The 14,696-nt window shown below is 73.2% G+C and carries 15 protein-coding genes and 1 tRNA gene; 4 read left to right on the forward strand and 12 right to left on the reverse strand.

From position 1 onward, the window contains the following. Positions 1-34: 34 nt before the first annotated feature. The gene (locus ACWDVW_RS20320; RefSeq protein WP_449951119.1) at positions 35-391 is read right to left on the reverse strand and encodes a YkvA family protein; all 357 of its coding nucleotides are present in this window, start codon (positions 389-391) and stop codon (positions 35-37) included. A gap of 162 nt (positions 392-553) precedes the next feature. Between ACWDVW_RS20320 and ACWDVW_RS20325 the strand changes: the two genes are divergently transcribed. The 3 genes from ACWDVW_RS20325 (at position 554) to ACWDVW_RS20335 (ending at position 3,807) form a co-directional block, all read left to right on the forward strand. Further along, positions 554-1,606: an SGNH/GDSL hydrolase family protein gene (locus ACWDVW_RS20325; protein WP_449951122.1), complete on the forward strand. Its 1,053-nt coding sequence runs from the start codon at positions 554-556 to the stop codon at positions 1,604-1,606. Positions 1,607-1,667: 61 nt separating this feature from the next. Continuing rightward, entirely contained in the window at positions 1,668-2,459 is a 792-nt protein-coding gene (locus ACWDVW_RS20330; RefSeq protein WP_396740577.1) for an SGNH/GDSL hydrolase family protein, read from the forward strand. 88 nt (positions 2,460-2,547) lie between these two features. Further along, a complete protein-coding gene (locus ACWDVW_RS20335; RefSeq protein ID WP_449951125.1) occupies positions 2,548-3,807 on the forward strand; it encodes an acetyl-CoA C-acetyltransferase in 1,260 nt (419 codons plus the stop codon). An 8-nt stretch (positions 3,808-3,815) separates the two neighbouring features. Here the strand turns inward: ACWDVW_RS20335 and ACWDVW_RS20340 are convergent, their stop codons facing one another. The 3 genes from ACWDVW_RS20340 to ACWDVW_RS20350 all read right to left on the reverse strand — a co-directional run bounded on the left by ACWDVW_RS20340 (position 3,816) and on the right by ACWDVW_RS20350 (position 5,308). After that, the gene (locus ACWDVW_RS20340) at positions 3,816-4,148 is read right to left on the reverse strand and encodes a hypothetical protein (protein ID WP_449951129.1); all 333 of its coding nucleotides are present in this window, start codon (positions 4,146-4,148) and stop codon (positions 3,816-3,818) included. Positions 4,149-4,287: 139 nt separating this feature from the next. Continuing rightward, positions 4,288-5,124 (reverse strand): Bax inhibitor-1/YccA family protein, encoded by an 837-nt coding sequence (locus ACWDVW_RS20345; protein WP_350695676.1) that lies wholly within the window; start codon positions 5,122-5,124, stop codon positions 4,288-4,290. 103 nt (positions 5,125-5,227) lie between these two features. Next, positions 5,228-5,308, reverse strand: a tRNA-Leu gene (locus ACWDVW_RS20350). Between the two features lie 101 nt (positions 5,309-5,409). On the opposite strand from ACWDVW_RS20350, the gene ACWDVW_RS20355 reads away from it, so the two are divergent. After that, complete coding sequence (locus tag ACWDVW_RS20355; RefSeq protein ID WP_449951133.1) at positions 5,410-7,239, forward strand: hypothetical protein; 1,830 nt, start codon at positions 5,410-5,412, stop codon at positions 7,237-7,239. A gap of 36 nt (positions 7,240-7,275) precedes the next feature. Here the strand turns inward: ACWDVW_RS20355 and ACWDVW_RS20360 are convergent, their stop codons facing one another. The 8 genes from ACWDVW_RS20360 to ACWDVW_RS20395 all read right to left on the reverse strand — a co-directional run bounded on the left by ACWDVW_RS20360 (position 7,276) and on the right by ACWDVW_RS20395 (position 14,510). After that, a complete protein-coding gene (locus ACWDVW_RS20360) occupies positions 7,276-8,601 on the reverse strand; it encodes an NAD(P)/FAD-dependent oxidoreductase (protein WP_449951136.1) in 1,326 nt (441 codons plus the stop codon). A 154-nt stretch (positions 8,602-8,755) separates the two neighbouring features. Then, a complete protein-coding gene (locus ACWDVW_RS20365) occupies positions 8,756-9,310 on the reverse strand; it encodes a hypothetical protein (RefSeq protein WP_449951138.1) in 555 nt (184 codons plus the stop codon). Next, positions 9,307-10,677 carry a DUF58 domain-containing protein gene (locus ACWDVW_RS20370; protein ID WP_449951140.1) on the reverse strand — a complete coding sequence of 457 codons (1,371 nt, stop codon included), beginning with the start codon at positions 10,675-10,677 and terminating at the stop codon, positions 9,307-9,309. Before ACWDVW_RS20370 ends, ACWDVW_RS20365 begins: the two co-directional genes overlap by 4 nt. A gap of 6 nt (positions 10,678-10,683) precedes the next feature. After that, positions 10,684-11,691, reverse strand: coding sequence for an AAA family ATPase (locus tag ACWDVW_RS20375; protein ID WP_350695684.1), 1,008 nt, complete (start codon positions 11,689-11,691; stop codon positions 10,684-10,686). Next, positions 11,691-12,281: a hypothetical protein gene (locus tag ACWDVW_RS20380; RefSeq protein WP_449951143.1), complete on the reverse strand. Its 591-nt coding sequence runs from the start codon at positions 12,279-12,281 to the stop codon at positions 11,691-11,693. The genes ACWDVW_RS20375 and ACWDVW_RS20380 overlap by 1 nt, the downstream gene beginning before the upstream one ends. Beyond that, positions 12,278-13,012, reverse strand: coding sequence for a DUF4129 domain-containing protein (locus ACWDVW_RS20385; protein WP_449951146.1), 735 nt, complete (start codon positions 13,010-13,012; stop codon positions 12,278-12,280). The genes ACWDVW_RS20380 and ACWDVW_RS20385 overlap by 4 nt, the downstream gene beginning before the upstream one ends. Positions 13,013-13,090: 78 nt before the next feature. Continuing rightward, positions 13,091-13,804 carry a uracil-DNA glycosylase gene (locus ACWDVW_RS20390; protein ID WP_449951244.1) on the reverse strand — a complete coding sequence of 238 codons (714 nt, stop codon included), beginning with the start codon at positions 13,802-13,804 and terminating at the stop codon, positions 13,091-13,093. A gap of 19 nt (positions 13,805-13,823) precedes the next feature. After that, positions 13,824-14,510 carry a dienelactone hydrolase family protein gene (locus ACWDVW_RS20395; RefSeq protein ID WP_350695688.1) on the reverse strand — a complete coding sequence of 229 codons (687 nt, stop codon included), beginning with the start codon at positions 14,508-14,510 and terminating at the stop codon, positions 13,824-13,826. Between the last annotated feature and the right edge of the window lie 186 nt (positions 14,511-14,696).

The raw sequence follows: 14,696 nt of genomic DNA on the forward strand, positions 1-14,696 counted from the left end.
GATCGCGTGATTCCCGCGCCCAGGGTACGTCGGGTCAGGGCACCACGTGCCCCGGGACCACGGAGCCGCCCCGCGCCTCCCACTCCAGGAAACGCTCGGTCTCGGCCAGCACCGCGCCGGCCAACCAGGTCACCATCACCGCGTCGTCGATCAGCCCGAACACCGTCAGGAACATCTCCGGTACGGCGTCGATCGGCGAGACGATGTAGGCCGTGGCCGCCGTCATCATGGCCAACCGCAGGCCGCCGTCGTACTGTCCGCGGGCGGTGGCCCCGATCATCCGGGGCAGCGCCCCGACCCGTGCGCCGATCGACGGGCCGCCCCGCGCACCGGCCGTCAGCGCCCGGGCCAGGGCGACGAACGCCGCACCCCGTTTCAACGTCTTAGCCATCGTCGTGCTCCTCTCCACCGTGCAGCGTGACGACCCGGCGCAACCTCCACGATCCGTCACACGACGCCGCAGCGCCAAGTACCCAGATCGGTCGTTTTCCAGGCATCCGTGCAGAGTGCTCGACGACAGCGAGCCGTCGTACCCGCGCGCTAGTGTCGCCTCATGGGGGTGGTTGATTCCGTCGTCTCGGAGCGTCCGCGCTGGCAGCGCGCGCGGCGGGTGGCCCGCCTCGCGGCCATCGGCATCGGTGCCTCGGTCGCCGCCGCGGCGGCCACCACCGGAGTGTTGTTCGGCCAGGCCCGGCAGGCCCGGCGGACCATCCCGATGGCCGAGGCGCCACCGCCGCGCTGCGACGGGGTCTACGGTGCGAAGTTCCCGGGTACGCCGATCACCGTGGTCGTGCTCGGTGACTCCTCGGCCGCCGGCTTCGGCGTGCACCGCCGCCGCGAGACGCCCGGTGCGCTGCTGGCGACCGGCCTGTCCCGGCGGCTGCGACGGCCGGTCCGGCTGCACCGCTTCGCCGTGGTCGGCGCCATCTCGGCGGGTCTGCGCTTCCAGGTCGAGGCAGCCCTGGACTGCGATCCCGACGTGGCGGTGATCCTGATCGGCGCCAACGACGTGACCAACCGGACGCCGCCCGCCCTGGCCATCCGCCATCTCGCCGAGGGGGTTCGCGCGTTGCGGGCGGCCGGGGCCGAGGTGGTCGTCGGCACCTGTCCCGACCTGGGGGCGATCCGGCCGATCCAGCCGCCGCTGCGCTGGCTGGCCCGTCGGTGGAGTCGGCAGCTCGCCGCCGCCCAGACCGTCGCGGTCGTGTCGGCGGGCGGCTGGACGGTCTCCCTCGGTGACCTGCTCGGTCCCCGGTTCGACGCCGAGCCGGGGCGGATGTTCGCCTGGGACCGGTTCCACCCGTCCGCCGAGGGTTACGCGGCCGCCGCCGCGGCCCTGTTGCCCACGGTGGTCTCCGCGCTCTCGCAGGGCCCCGAACGCGGGCCTTCGCGCACACGCCCGGAAGGCGTACGGTCATTGCCGAAGGCTGCTCAGGAAGCGGCCCAGCACCCGGGGACGGAGGTCAGCGGCACGCAGGTCCGCGGCAGGGAGAGCGGGCCGGCCGGTCGGTGGGCACAGCTTCGCCGCCGGGGCTTCTTCGGAGGCGGCGCGACGCCACAGCCGGCCTCCGCGATCGACTCACCCGCAGTGGAGGGACTCAGATGACTGAGCGGATCAGGCCGCAGCACGGGTCACGGTGTGCCGGTACGCGCCTGGGAGCGACACGATGACCGGGCTCTCTCCCGGTGCCCGGGTCGCCCGCACCGCCGCCGTCTCCCTGCTCGCCAGCACGCTCGGTGGTGCCGCCGTCCTGGCCGGACAGGCCGTGGCGGCGCGCAACCGCCGGTACGCCCAGCCGGAGCTGGGGCTCGCGTTGCGGGCCACGGTCGGCCGCAGCGACGCGCCGGTGCTGCGGCTGGTGCTGCTCGGCGACTCCTCGGCGCTCGGCGTCGGGGTCGACCGGCTGGGCGACACCATCGGCGGTCAACTGGCCGAGTTGCTCGCCGAGGGGCCCGCCGGGCGGCAGGTGCACCTGTCCAGCGTCGGCGTCTCCGGTTCCCGCTCGACCGACCTGGCCACTCAGGTGGCCCGCGCGCTGCTCGGCGAGCGGCCGGACGTCGCGGTCATCCTGGTCGGCGCGAACGACGTGACCGGCATGCGCCGCCCGGCCGACGCCGCCGCCTACCTCGGGGCGGCCGTGCACCGGCTGCGCCAGGCGGGCGTGGAGGTCGTCGTCGGCACCTGCCCGGACCTGGGCGCGGTACGCGCGATCGCCCCTCCCCTGCGTCAGGTCGTCGGCCTGGTGGGGCGCTGGGTGGCGCGGGCGCAGACCGGCGCGGTCCTGGACGCCGGTGGCACGGTCGTCGACCTGGCCACCGAGACCGGTCCGGTGTTCCGGGCCGACGCGGGCACGTTCTGCCACGACGGCTACCACCCCTCGGCGGACGGCTACCGGGTCTGGGCGCACGCACTGCTGCCGGCCGTGGTCGCCGCAGCGGCGGTGACGCCTCGCCGCTGACCTGGGTCGATCGGCCGCCCCGGCGGGGTGACATTTCCCGACTGCGGAAAACTTCCGCTGCAAGTTACCACCGAGTTAGCGTGTGCCCATGCCGATTGAGTCGTCCCGCGACGCCGTGATCGTCGCCACCGCCCGCTCCCCCATCGGCCGGGCCCACAAGGGTTCCCTCCGTGATGTCCGGCCGGACGACCTCGCCGCCACCATCGTGCAGGCCGCCCTGGACAAGATCCCCCAACTCGACCCGCGCGAGATCGACGACCTCTATCTGGGGTGCGGTCTGCCCGGCGGCGAGCAGGGCTTCAACATGGCCCGGGTGGTGGCCGTGCTGATGGGCCTCGACGGCCTCCCCGGCGCCACGACCACCCGCTACTGCGCCTCGTCCCTACAGACCACCCGGATGGCGATGCACGCGATCCGGGCCGGTGAGGGCGACGTCTTCGTCTCCGCCGGTGTCGAGACCGTCTCCCGCTACGCCCGGGGCAACTCCGACGTCCTGCCCCCGGAGGCGCAGGCCCTGCTGGGACGCTGGGAGAACCCCCGGTTCGCCGAGGCGCGGGACCGCTCCAAGAGCCGTACGGAGGCCGGCAGCCCGGTCTGGACCGACCCCCGTGAGCAGGGCGCGCTGCCCGACGTCTACCTGGCCATGGGGCAGACCGCCGAGAACCTGGCCCAGGTGCACGACGTCAGCCGCGCCGACATGGACGCCTTCGGCGTCCGCAGCCAGAACCTGGCGGAGAAGGCGATCGCCGACGGCTTCTGGGCTCGCGAGATCACCCCGGTCACCACGCCGGAGGGCACCGTGGTCTCCGCCGACGACGGTCCGCGTGCCGGGGTGACGCTGGAGGCGGTCTCCGCGCTCAAGCCGGTGTTCCGGCCGGACGGGCGGATCACCGCCGGCAATTGCTGCCCGCTCAACGACGGCGCTGCCGCCGTGGTCGTGATGAGCGCCCAGCGGGCCGAGGAGCTGGGGGTCACCCCGCTGGCCCGGATCGTCTCGACCGGCGTCACCGCGCTCTCGCCGGAGATCATGGGGCTCGGTCCGGTCGAGGCCAGCCGGCAGGCGCTGGCGCGGGCCGGCATGACCATCGACGACGTCGACCTGGTGGAGATCAACGAGGCGTTCGCGGCTCAGGTGATCCCGTCGTACCGGCAGCTCGGCATTCCCGAGGAGAAGCTGAACGTGGCCGGCGGCGCGATCGCGGTCGGTCACCCCTTCGGGATGACCGGTGCCCGGATCACCGGCACGCTGCTGAACGCGTTGCAGTGGCACGACAAGACCATCGGCCTGGAGACCATGTGCGTCGGCGGCGGGCAGGGCATGGCGATGGTCCTCGAACGCCTGAACTGACACAGGCCCTAGAGCGCGGTGCGGGTCGCGGCCACCTCGGTCGCGGCCCGCGTCAGCGTCTCCTCGGGCGGGCCGGCGGCCAGCAGGTCGGCGGCGACCACCCGGAGCTGGTCGGGCAGGACGAGGTCGTTGTCGAGCCGGGGCACGCTGCGCCGGGGCTGCCCCTCCGCGTCGGCGGCCAGGTTGGCGATCTCCTGCACCAACCGGTGCACCAGGTCCGCCCGCGACACGTTGCCTCGGGAGGCGGCGGCCGCCCAGCGGGCGTGCTGCCAGTGCCCCACCTGCCGCACCAGCAGTTCCACGCCTCGGCCCACCTCGTCCCGCCCCGGCGAATCACCCATCCCCGCACTGTACGCACCGGCCCGGAGCCGGCGATCATGGCGGCCGCCGACGGCTGCGGCCCGGGCGACGGGGGTGGCGACGAACGACGGCGCCCGCCCCGGGTGGGGCGGGCGCCGGTCGGTCGCTGGGCGGCGATGGTCAGTCGTCGCCTTGGAAGTAGCTCAGCAGGCGCAGCATCTCGATGTAGAGCCAGATCAGGCTGACCAGGATGCCGAAGGCGGCGACCCAGGAGTAGCGCTGCGGCAGGCCCATCCGGACGCCGTCCTCGACCTCCTTGAAGCTGAGGATGAAGCTCAGCGAGGCGACCACGATGCAGACGATGCTGAACCCGATGGCCAGCGGGCTGCCGTCACGCAGACCGGTGTTCACACCGAACATCGCCAGCACCAGGTTGATCAGCATGACGGCGAAGAGACCCGCCATCACGGCGACCATGCCCTTGACGAACTTCGGCGTCGCCCGGATGACCTTCGCCCGGTAGAGCATGGTCATCACGAAGAAGACACCGAAGGTGGCGGTCACCGCCTGGATCACGATGCCGTCGTACAGCGACTCGAAGAACTTGCTCACCGCGCCGACGAGCACACCCTGGACCACCGCGTACGCGACGACCAGAGCCGGGTTCGCCATCTTGGAGAACGAAATGATCATGCCGAGCACGAGGCCCACGACGGCGGCACCGATCCAGGCGACGCCGAGCAGCGCGTCGGGCACCATCACCCAGGCCGCCGCGCCGGTCACACCGACGATGGCCAGGAGCATGACGGTCTTGACCACCACGTCGTCGATCGACATGGGGGTGACCGCCGGCGGCGCGGACGGGTAACCCGGCGCACCGGGGTAACCGGCCTGCGGCGGGTACTGCTGCTGGGGGTATCCGGGCTGTCCGTACGGCCCGGTCGGGGCGTACCCGGCGGCACGCTCCCGCTCGGCCGCCTGACCGAGCCGGGCGAGCACCGGGTTCGAAGTCTTCACTCTCTGGCCTCCCTAAGGGGGTCGTGGCACGTCAACGCGCGCTACAAGAGTAAACGTCCGGAGCGGCGGCATGTCGATCGGAATGCTGAGGGAACCCTGAGAGTGCCCGGGGCGGGGGTCGAACCCGCACGCCTTGCGGCAGCCGCTTTTAAGGCGGCCGTGTCTGCCGTTCCACCACCCGGGCGGGTGACCCCGACGCGAAGACACGCGTGGTGCAGTGCCACGGTAGCGGTTTCCCGCTCGCTGCGGCGTCCCGCGCGGAGCACCCGCACTAGGGTCGAGGCCGTGAGCAGCGCCGCACCCACCGCACGCGAGAACGGCGTGTCCGAGCGGGCGATCCGCACCACCGATCGGGTACGCCTGCCACGCCGGACCCGCCTGGTGGCGGCCGTCACGCGGCACCGGGCCGACCTGCTGGTGGGGCTGGTGTTCGTGGTGCTGGCGGGATGGCTGACGCACGGGCTCTGGCCCGACCCGACGGGCCGGGTGCTCGCCCTCAACCCCGAGGACCAGGTCCTCTACGAGTGGTTCCTGACCGTGGACGCGCGGGCCCTGCTGGGCGACTTCGGGCTGCACACCGACCGACTAAACGCCCCGGACGGGGTGAACCTGATGGCCAACACCTCGGTCATCGCCCTCGGCCTGCTGTTCGCGCCGGTCACCCTGGCGTTCGGCGCGCCGGTCACCTTCGCCCTGCTCGCCGCCGGCAACCTGGCCGCCACCGCGACCGCCTGGTACCTGCTGTTCGCCCGGGTGCTGCGCGTCCACCGCCTGGCGGCCGTCCTGGGCGGCGCGCTGTGCGGCTTCGGCCCCGGGATGGTCTCGCAGACCAACAGCCACCTGCACATGACCGCCCAGTGGCTGCTGCCGGTCGTGGTCTGGCTGGTGGTGCGCCTGCTCCGGGCCGCCGACAGCACCGGGCGCGCCGGGCCGGACCGGCGGCGGCTGGTGACCTCCGCCGTGGGACTCGCCGCCGTGGTCTGCGTCCAGGTGTTCGTCGGCGAGGAGGTGCTCTTCCTCGCCACCGTCACCCTGCTGGTGATGGCGGCGACCGTGGCCGCCGTGGACCGGGACCTGACCCGCCGCGCGCTGCCCGCCTTCGTCGGCGGGATGGCGCTCGCCACCGGCCTGGCCCTGCTGGTGCTCGCCCGCCCGCTGTGGCTCCAGTTCGCCGGGCCGCTCGGCGTCGCCGACGGCATGTTCAGCCCGCACTACTTCTCGGCCGACCTGCGGAGCTGGTGGGCGGTCTCGCCGCTGACCCTGCTCGGTGACGAACGCTCGGCCGAGCTGACCACCGGGCCGGCGGAGTACAACACCTTCCTGGGCTGGCCCCTGCTGGTGGTCACCGCCGGGTGTGCGCTCCGGCTGCGGCGTCGCCCGCTGGTGCTGGCCTGCCTCGCCGGCATCCTGGTGATGGGCACGCTCTCGCTCGGCCCGGAGGTGGTCCACGCGGGCGAGAGCACCGGCCTACCCGGGCCGTACGCGCTGCTGGCCGGGCTGCCGGTGGTGGACGGTGCGCTGCCGATGCGTTTCGCCCTGGCGGTGCCGCCGCTGGCGGCGACGATCCTGGTGGTCGCGCTGGACCGGGCGCTGCGCGCGGGGCGGCGCGCCCGACGGATGGCGCTGGTGACGGCCGGTGTGGTGCTCCTGCCACTGGTCCCGACGCCGCTGCCCACCGCCGCGCGCACGCCGGTGCCCGAGTTCGTCACCGCCGGGCACTGGCGGACCTGCGTCGAACCGGGCGGCGTGTTGGTGCCGGTGCCGCTGGCGACGCCGAAGGACCCCTGGCCGATGCGATGGTCGACGGCGGCCGACGCCGCGTTCGGCATGCCGGAGGGCTTCTTCATCGGCCCGCACGGCCGGGGCGGCAGCGCCGCGATGGGGGTGGCCCCACGGCCCACGGCCGCGCTGCTCGCCGAGGTGAGCCGGAGCGGCCTACGCCCGGTGGTCGGCGAGAACCAGCGCCGCCGGGCCGCCGAGGACGTGCGGCACTGGGGTGCCTCCTGCGTGGTGCTGGCGGTCGCCACCGCGCACGCGGACAGCCTGCGGCTGACCCTGGAGGCGCTCTACGGGCCCTCGACCCGGGTGGCCGACGCCTGGATCTGGCGGGTCTGAGCCCGCGCGGCCGGTGGGCCGCGCGGGCTCGGACCACTACGCCTTGGAGCCCGGGTAGGACGCCTCGGCGAACTCCTCGCGCGGGTCGTGCAACTGACCGAGGGCGACCACCTCACGCTTGAGGAAGAACGCCAACGTCCAGTCGACCACCACCCGGACCTTGCGGTTGAACGAGGGGATGCGGCTCATGTGGTACGTCCGGTGCATGAACCAGGCCGGCCAGCCGGTCATCTTGACGCCGTAGACCTGGGCCACGCCCTTGTGCAGGCCGAGGCTGGCCACGCTGCCGGCGTGCTTGTGCTTGTAGTCGACCGGCTGCCCGCCCCGGACCACGGCGACGATGTTGTCGGCCATCCGCTGGGCCTGGCGTACCGCGTGCTGGGCGCTCGGCGAGCAGAAGTTGCCCGGCGGCTTGGTCAGGTCCGGTACGGCGGCGCAGTCCCCGGCGCTCCAGGCGCCCTCGACCACCCGGTCACCGTCGACCACCTGGAGGGTGGGCCGGCAGGTGACCCGACGCCGCTCGTCGCGGGGGAAGTCGGTGGCGTCCAGCATCGGCGCCGGCTTCACGCCCGCCGTCCAGACGATGGTGTCCGAGCTGAAGCTGTCCCCGTCGGAGAGCTTCACCACCCCGTCGACGCAGGACTCCAGGCGGGTGTCCAGCCGGATGTCCATGTCCCGCTTCAGCAACTGCTGCACGGTGTAGGCACCCATGTCCCGGTCGACCTCGGGAAGGACCCGTTGGGTGGCCTCGACCAGCACCCACCGCATGTCCGAAGCCGTCAGCTCCGGGTAGTACTTCAGGGCGTGCCGGGCCATGTCCTCCATCTCGGCGAGCGCCTCGATGCCGGCGTACCCGCCGCCGACGAAGACGAAGGTGAGGGCGCGACGCCGGACCTCCGGGTCGGTCGTCGCGGCCGCCACGTCCAACTGCTCCAACACGTGGTTGCGCAGATAGATGGCCTCGCCGATGGTCTTGAACCCGATGCCGTGCTCGTGCAGGCCGGGGATGGGCAGGGTCCGGGAGACCGAACCCGGTGCGACCACGACGTGGTCGTACGCGATCTCGCGCGGCGGTCCGATGATCGGCTGCACGGTGGCGGTCTTGCGGTCGTGCTCGATGCGGGTCACCGCACCGGACACCACCGTGCACCGCCGCAACTCGCGACGCAGCGGCACCACGGAGTGCCGTGGGGAGATGTTCCCTCCCGACGCCTCGGGGAGGAACGGCTGGTAGGTCATGTGCGGCTGCGGGTCGACGACGATGACCTCGGCCTCACGGGAGCTGAGCTTCTTCGACAGGCGCAGGGCCGCGTAGAGCCCGACGTGCCCGGCACCCACCACAAGGATCCGCTTCGGATTCACGCTTACATCTTTCCCGTGCCAGCGCCGGTAACCCCGCTCGCGGCACCCTTCTGTGACCGAGCACAACCTCAGTGTGACCCGCGCTACCGCAGGGACGAAACCGGACGAATCACAGCGGCACCGCAGGCCCCGGCGATCCCGTCGGAACCGCCGTTCACCTGCGTCGCAGCAGCCAGGCCAGCATCGCGGTCAACCCGACGACCACCAGCAGACCGGCGATCGTGACCGGCATCCGTCCGGTGCCGTCGCTGCCGACCCGGGCCAACTCGACCAGCAGCACCCCGAGGACCGACGTGGCGAGCACCACTGTGCCCGCCCGTGTGAGCCAACGCACGATCAGATCCGGGTCCACCGCCGCGTCGTACGGCAGCAGTGCCGCCAGGGCGGTCAGCGTGTGCGCGAGATAGAGCAGCGCCGCCACGAACAGCAGCCGCCACAGCGCGATCGGCCGCTCGTGCAGGTCGGTGGCGAGCACCCAGCCGGCGACCGTGACCAGCGCGGCGAAACTCGGCCAGAACCGGTGCGGTGACACCGCGGGCGCCACCGCGACCACGGCCAGCGCGCCGAGCGTCTGCCCCTGGAGCATCTGGACGGGGTACGACAGCAGCAACCCGGCGAACGTGACGAGGAAGACGCCGAAGCGCACCAGGATCGGGGCCAGGGTGATCCGACCGGCCGCCGTGCGTACCGCCTTGAGCCGCGCGATCACCGGCCACCCACCCGGGGTGCCGTGGCCAGCCGGGCCACGTCCCGCAGCACCTGGTCGAGGCTGCCCGCACCGGCCCAGGGCACCACCGGCACCCCGTGTTCGCGAAGCTGGGCGATCATCGTCTCCCGGTCCAGCCGCCACAGCCGGTACGCCACCTCGGCCCAGCCCCGGTCGGTCGGCGGGGTCAGGTCGGCCGGCAGGGTGTCCACCGCGACCACGAACCGCCCCGAGCGGGCCAGCCGGGCCAGCATCTGCGCCGACCGTTCCTCCAGCAGCGGCGTGAGGACCACCACCAGTGCGTCGGCGGAGAGCACCTGCGGTCCGAACACCTGGTCGTAGGGCTCGTGCGGGGAGGACTGCGCCTTCACGTCCAGCAGCCACTCCAGGACGGTCAGGTACTGGCGGCGTCCGGTGGCCGGGCGAAGACGCCGGGCGCTCGGGCCGTACTCCAGCAACGCCACCCGGTCGCCCCGGTGCAGGTAGTGCTCGGCGATGGCGGCGGCGGCCCGGACCGTGGTGTCCAGCACCGAGGCGGTGCCGGCGATCCCGCCGGAGCGGCCCGCCTCGGCGAGCACGTCGAGCAGCACGACCACCTCGGCGTCCCGGTCGGAGAGGGTGGACGCCACGTGCAGTTGCCGGGCCCGCAGCGACACCCGCCAGTCGATGCGGCGCAGCCGGTCGCCGGGGGCGAACACGCGGACACCGGCCAGCTCGCCGCCCTCGCCGGGCCGACGCGAATGGTGCGCGCCGACCAGGCCGGCGGCCCGGGGCATCGCCTCGACCGCGTCGAACGGCTCGGTCTTCGGGTACACCTTGGACCTGATCGGCTCGGCGTAGACCGCACGGGAGGTCAGCAGGCCCTGCGCGGCGGCGACCCGGGCACCGGCCGGGCCGATCCGGTGCCGTCCCCACCGCAACGCGGTGCCGGACAGCTCCAGGTCGACTGCGGTGTCCGGGGCAACCGAGGTGACGAAGGGCCGGTCGGTCGGAGAGGACCGCCGGCCGGCGGGCGCGTCACCACCGGCGAGGGCCGCCCGGGTCACCCGCAGCCACGGCGAGACCCGGGTACGCAGCACCGCCACGTCGTACGGCACGGTGCCCGGGTTGCCGACGCTGATCGTGCCGCTCACGTCGCAGCCCTCCACCAGGTGCGCCTCGTCGGCACTGATCCACACCTGGGGCAGCTCGGTCGGTCGGCGACGCAGCGCGTACGCGGTGCCGAGCGCGAACGGCACGGCCAGCACGACCAGGTCGACCCGGCCCAACAGCACCGCGGCGGCCAGCAGCAGGCCGGTGAGCAGCACCGCGCGGCCGAGCGCCGCAGTCGGCGTCCAGCTCGGCGGGGCCGGTCGGTCCGGAGCGGTCACGACGGGTCAGTGTCCCGGTCCACCGGCGGCGTAACTGGGCAGCGCGCCACTGGCCGGCGCGGGGGTGCCGTCGAGGACCTCGCCGACGACGAAGGACGGGTCGACCCGGCGCAGCCACATCTCCGGCCGCAGCGTGATCCGGTGCGCCAACGCCGGTGCCGCGACGTCCTTGACGTCCTCCGGCACCACGTAGTCCCGGCCGGAGAGCACGGCCCGTACCCGGGCCAGCAGCAGCAGTGCCAGCGAGCCACGCGGCGAGGCACCGACCAGCACCGACGGGTGTTCCCGGGTGGCCGCGGTCAACGACACGATGTACCGGCCGACCGAGTCCTCCACCACCACGTCCTCTAGCGCCGCCTGCATGGCGCGCAGCGTGGCGGCGTCCACGACCGGTTTGATCTCGGCCTCCTCGCGGCGGCGGGCCATCCGCCGACGCAGCACCTCCCACTCCTCCTCGTGCTCCGGGTATCCGAACGACACCCGCAGCAGGAAACGGTCCAGCTGCGCCTCCGGCAGCGGATAGGTGCCCTCGTACTCGATCGGGTTGGCGGTGGCGAGCACGTGGAAGGGCTCGTCCAGGCGGTAGGTGACCCCCTCGACCGAGACCTGCTTCTCCTGCATCGCCTCCAGCAGGGCGGACTGGGTCTTCGGCGGCGTCCGGTTGATCTCGTCGGCCAGCAGCAGGTTGGTGAAGACCGGGCCGGCCCGGAAGGTGAAGTCGCCGCTGCGCTGGTCGTAGAGGAACGAGCCGGTGACGTCGGCGGGCAGCAGATCCGGGGTGAACTGGAGCCGGCGGAAGTCCAGCCCGAGCGCCTGGGCGAAGGACCGCGCGGTGAGCGTCTTGCCCAGGCCGGGCAGGTCCTCCAGGAGCACGTGTCCACCGGCGAGGATGCCGGCGAGGACCAGTTCCAGCGAGTCCCGCTTGCCGACCACGACCTGGCCCACCGCGTCCAACACCGCCCGGGCGAGGCGGCCGACCTCGGCGGGGGGCATCGTCTGGCCGACGTCGTTCATCAGATCTTCTCCAGTTCGGCGACGATCGCCGCGAGATCGCGCGGCGAAGGGGTACGGCGGGGCGGGGTGTCCAGGAACGTCGACAGTCGCTCGCCCAGCAGGGCGCGGGCCCGGCCGGGATCCGACTCGCGGGTCACGCCGTGCTTGAGCCGGAGCCGCTCGTCGGCCAGCTCGGCGAGGCGGGGCAGGATCAGCTGGGAGAAGCGCTCCGGCTGGGTCTTGGACCACTCCAGGGGAAGCTCCCACCCGTTGATCGCGGTGCGCAGCGCGTCCCGGGCGTCCCAGTTGTACATCCCGTCCTCTTCGCCGTCCTGCTGCGGCCGCGCCACGGTCTGTCCGGAGCGCGGCGGAGGGGCGAGCGTGGCGACGATGCGGCGTACCGCGAGCACGGTGACCACTCCGGCGACCAGCACCACCAGGGACACCCGCAACCCGACCGCCCGCAACCCGGCGATCAGGACGACGGTCGCGGCGGCGGTGAGGCCGAGGAACCCGAGCAGGCTCCGCAGCCGCCCACCCCGGGGCGGTTCCTGCTGGACCGGCCGTTCCTCCTCGAAGCTGAGCAGGTCGTCGATACTGGTTTTACTCACGCCGTCACCTGGTCCTGCTCGACGGTGGCGGTGAGTTCGCCGCGCAACCGTCGCAGGGCGGCGCGGGCCTGGTCGCGGGTGCGCTCCTCGACCGGGCGGGTCGCGTACCGCGCCTCGCGGTAGACCTGCGCCAGCTCGGCCAGCACGTCGGCGCTGACGATCGCCGGCACCCCGTTGGCGGAGTCCCCGCGCAGCAGCCGGGTGACCAGGTCGGTGGGGGTGTCACCGGCCAGTCGGGGCACCCCGACACCGGCGGCGGCCTCTTCGAGGCGGACCCAGCAGGCGATCACCGCGGTCCTCGGGTCGGTGTCCCGGTCGTCCAGGTCGACCAGGCCGGCGTCGACCGCGGCGACCACCTCGCGGGCGGTGCCGGCGGCGCTGCGGCGGGCCGGACGCGCGGGCAGCCGCCGGGTGACCCGGCGGGCCATGCCCCGGATCACCGTCCAGGCGAGGTAGCCGATGACCACGAGCAGGACGAGCCCGAGCAGCACCAGCGCCAGCGTGCCGATCCAGGGCGGGATCTCGGCCCGAGTCTGCTCGGCGGCGTCGCGCGGCTCGACCGGGATCGAGGGACGCGGGTCGCCGGTCGGATACTCCAGGACGAACGGGGCGTCCTGCACGGCCGGCGGGATCCGGCTCGCGCCGATCGACGAGTGCGCGGCGGCCAGCGTGACGACGGCGAGCAGGCCGATCACCGCGGTGACGGGCCACCACTTGCGCAGCAGGTCCACGTCGACCTACCTTCGCTCCACCAGGGCGTACGGCGGGCTCGTCTGCGTCGCGTCCGCCATCTCCACCACCCCGCAGCGTCAGTCCAACCCGGCCAGTTGTTTCGCCCGGGCGAACACATCGTCAAGCATTCCTGGTGTCAGCCGTCCGGTGAAGGTGTTCTGCTGGCTGACGTGATAGCAACCGAGCAGTTCCGGTACGGCCGTGCCGGACCAGTGTGCCCCATGGCCGAACGACGGTCGCGGGCTGGGCGGACGGACGCCGTACACGTGGCGTGCCACCGGCCACCACGCTGCCCAGGCGAAGGCGCCCAGCGCCACCACCACCCGCAGCGTCGGTCGGATCAGGTCGACCTCCCGGTGCAGCCAGGGCGCACAGGTGTCCCGCTCGGCCGGGCTCGGCTTGTTGTCCGGCGGGGCGCACCGCACCGCCGCGAAGATCCGGGTGTGCCGCAGGGCCAGCCCGTCGTCGGCGGCCACGCTGGTCGGCTGGTTGGCCAGGCCCGCGCGGTGCAGCGCGGCGAAGAGCACGTCGCCGGAGCGGTCGCCGGTGAAGATCCGTCCGGTGCGGTTGCCGCCGTGTGCCGCCGGGGCCAGTCCGAGCACGGCGATCCGGGCCTCGGGGTCACCGAAGCCGGGTACCGGCCGACCCCAGTACTCCTGGTCGCGGAAGGCGGCGCGCCTGGTCCGCGCCACCTCCTCGCGCCAGGTGACCAGCCGGGGACAGGCGAAGCAGTCGGCGACGGCCGCGTCGAGGTCGGCCAGGTCGGCCGCCCGCGTGGCGCGGGCGACCACGTCGGCCGGGGTACCCGACTCAGCCAAGCTTGGCCCGGAACAGTTCGAGCGTGCGGGCCCAGGCGCTGGTGGCGGCACGCAGGTCGAACTTCTCCGGCCGGTCCTCGTTGAAGAAGGCGTGCGCGGTGCCCGGATAGTCGTGCAACTGGCAGGTGCCGCCGGCGTTCTCGATCGCCCGGCGGACCGTCTGGACGCCGGGGTCGGTGGAGGTGCCGTCCGCCTCGGAGCAGTGCACGAGGGCGTCCTTGCCGGCGTAGTCGGTCCACTCCGGACGCATACCCTCCCAGGGCAGCCGGGGATAGAACGCGGCTGCGGCGACGATCCGCTCGGAGTGGCTGGCCGCCCAGAGCGCCAGGCTCGCCCCGGCGCAGAAGCCCGCGCAGCCGACCTTTCCGGTCACCTCGGCACGCCCGGCGAGGTAGTCGGCGGCCACCGCGATCTCGCGGGCCGCCTCGTCCATCTGTGGACCGTTCAACAGGCGACGGGGCTCGCTCGGCTTGCCCGCCGGCTCGCCGTGCCGGAAGTCCGGCGCCAGCGCGACGAAGCCCGCCTCGGCGAAGCGGTCCACCACCGACCGGATCTGCGGCACCAGGCCCCACCAGTCCTGGATGACGATGACCGCAGGGCTGGCCGTGCCACTGGCGGGCACCGCGAGATACCCTTCGCCGGTACCTCCGTCGCCACGGTAAGTAACCATCTCGCCCATCGGCCCATCCTCCTAGCGGTCAGTCATCGTTGGCTGGTCGCCCAGTGGTCGTACGTGTCGGTAGCCTGCCACGCGGTGACCATCGCTAGGAAGATGCGGGAGCAGTGGTGTTCACCTCCCGTTCGCCCGCCCCGCTCGACACGCCGACGGCGGCACCGGGCCGGTGCCGCCGTCGATGGTGCCGGG

Source organism: Micromonospora sp. NPDC003241, from assembly GCF_053589795.1.

Bases quoted from the DNA above. Each gene is read 5' to 3' on its own strand.
- ACWDVW_RS20320 (WP_449951119.1), bottom strand. From the start codon at position 391: ATGGCTAAGACGTTGAAACGGGGTGCGGCGTTCGTCGCCCTGGCCCGG.
- ACWDVW_RS20325 (WP_449951122.1), top strand. From the start codon at position 554: ATGGGGGTGGTTGATTCCGTCGTCTCGGAGCGTCCGCGCTGGCAGCGC.
- ACWDVW_RS20330 (WP_396740577.1), top strand. From the start codon at position 1,668: ATGACCGGGCTCTCTCCCGGTGCCCGGGTCGCCCGCACCGCCGCCGTC.
- ACWDVW_RS20335 (WP_449951125.1), top strand. From the start codon at position 2,548: ATGCCGATTGAGTCGTCCCGCGACGCCGTGATCGTCGCCACCGCCCGC.
- ACWDVW_RS20340 (WP_449951129.1), bottom strand. From the start codon at position 4,148: ATGGGTGATTCGCCGGGGCGGGACGAGGTGGGCCGAGGCGTGGAACTG.
- ACWDVW_RS20375 (WP_350695684.1), bottom strand. From the start codon at position 11,691: ATGAACGACGTCGGCCAGACGATGCCCCCCGCCGAGGTCGGCCGCCTC.
- ACWDVW_RS20395 (WP_350695688.1), bottom strand. From the start codon at position 14,510: ATGGGCGAGATGGTTACTTACCGTGGCGACGGAGGTACCGGCGAAGGG.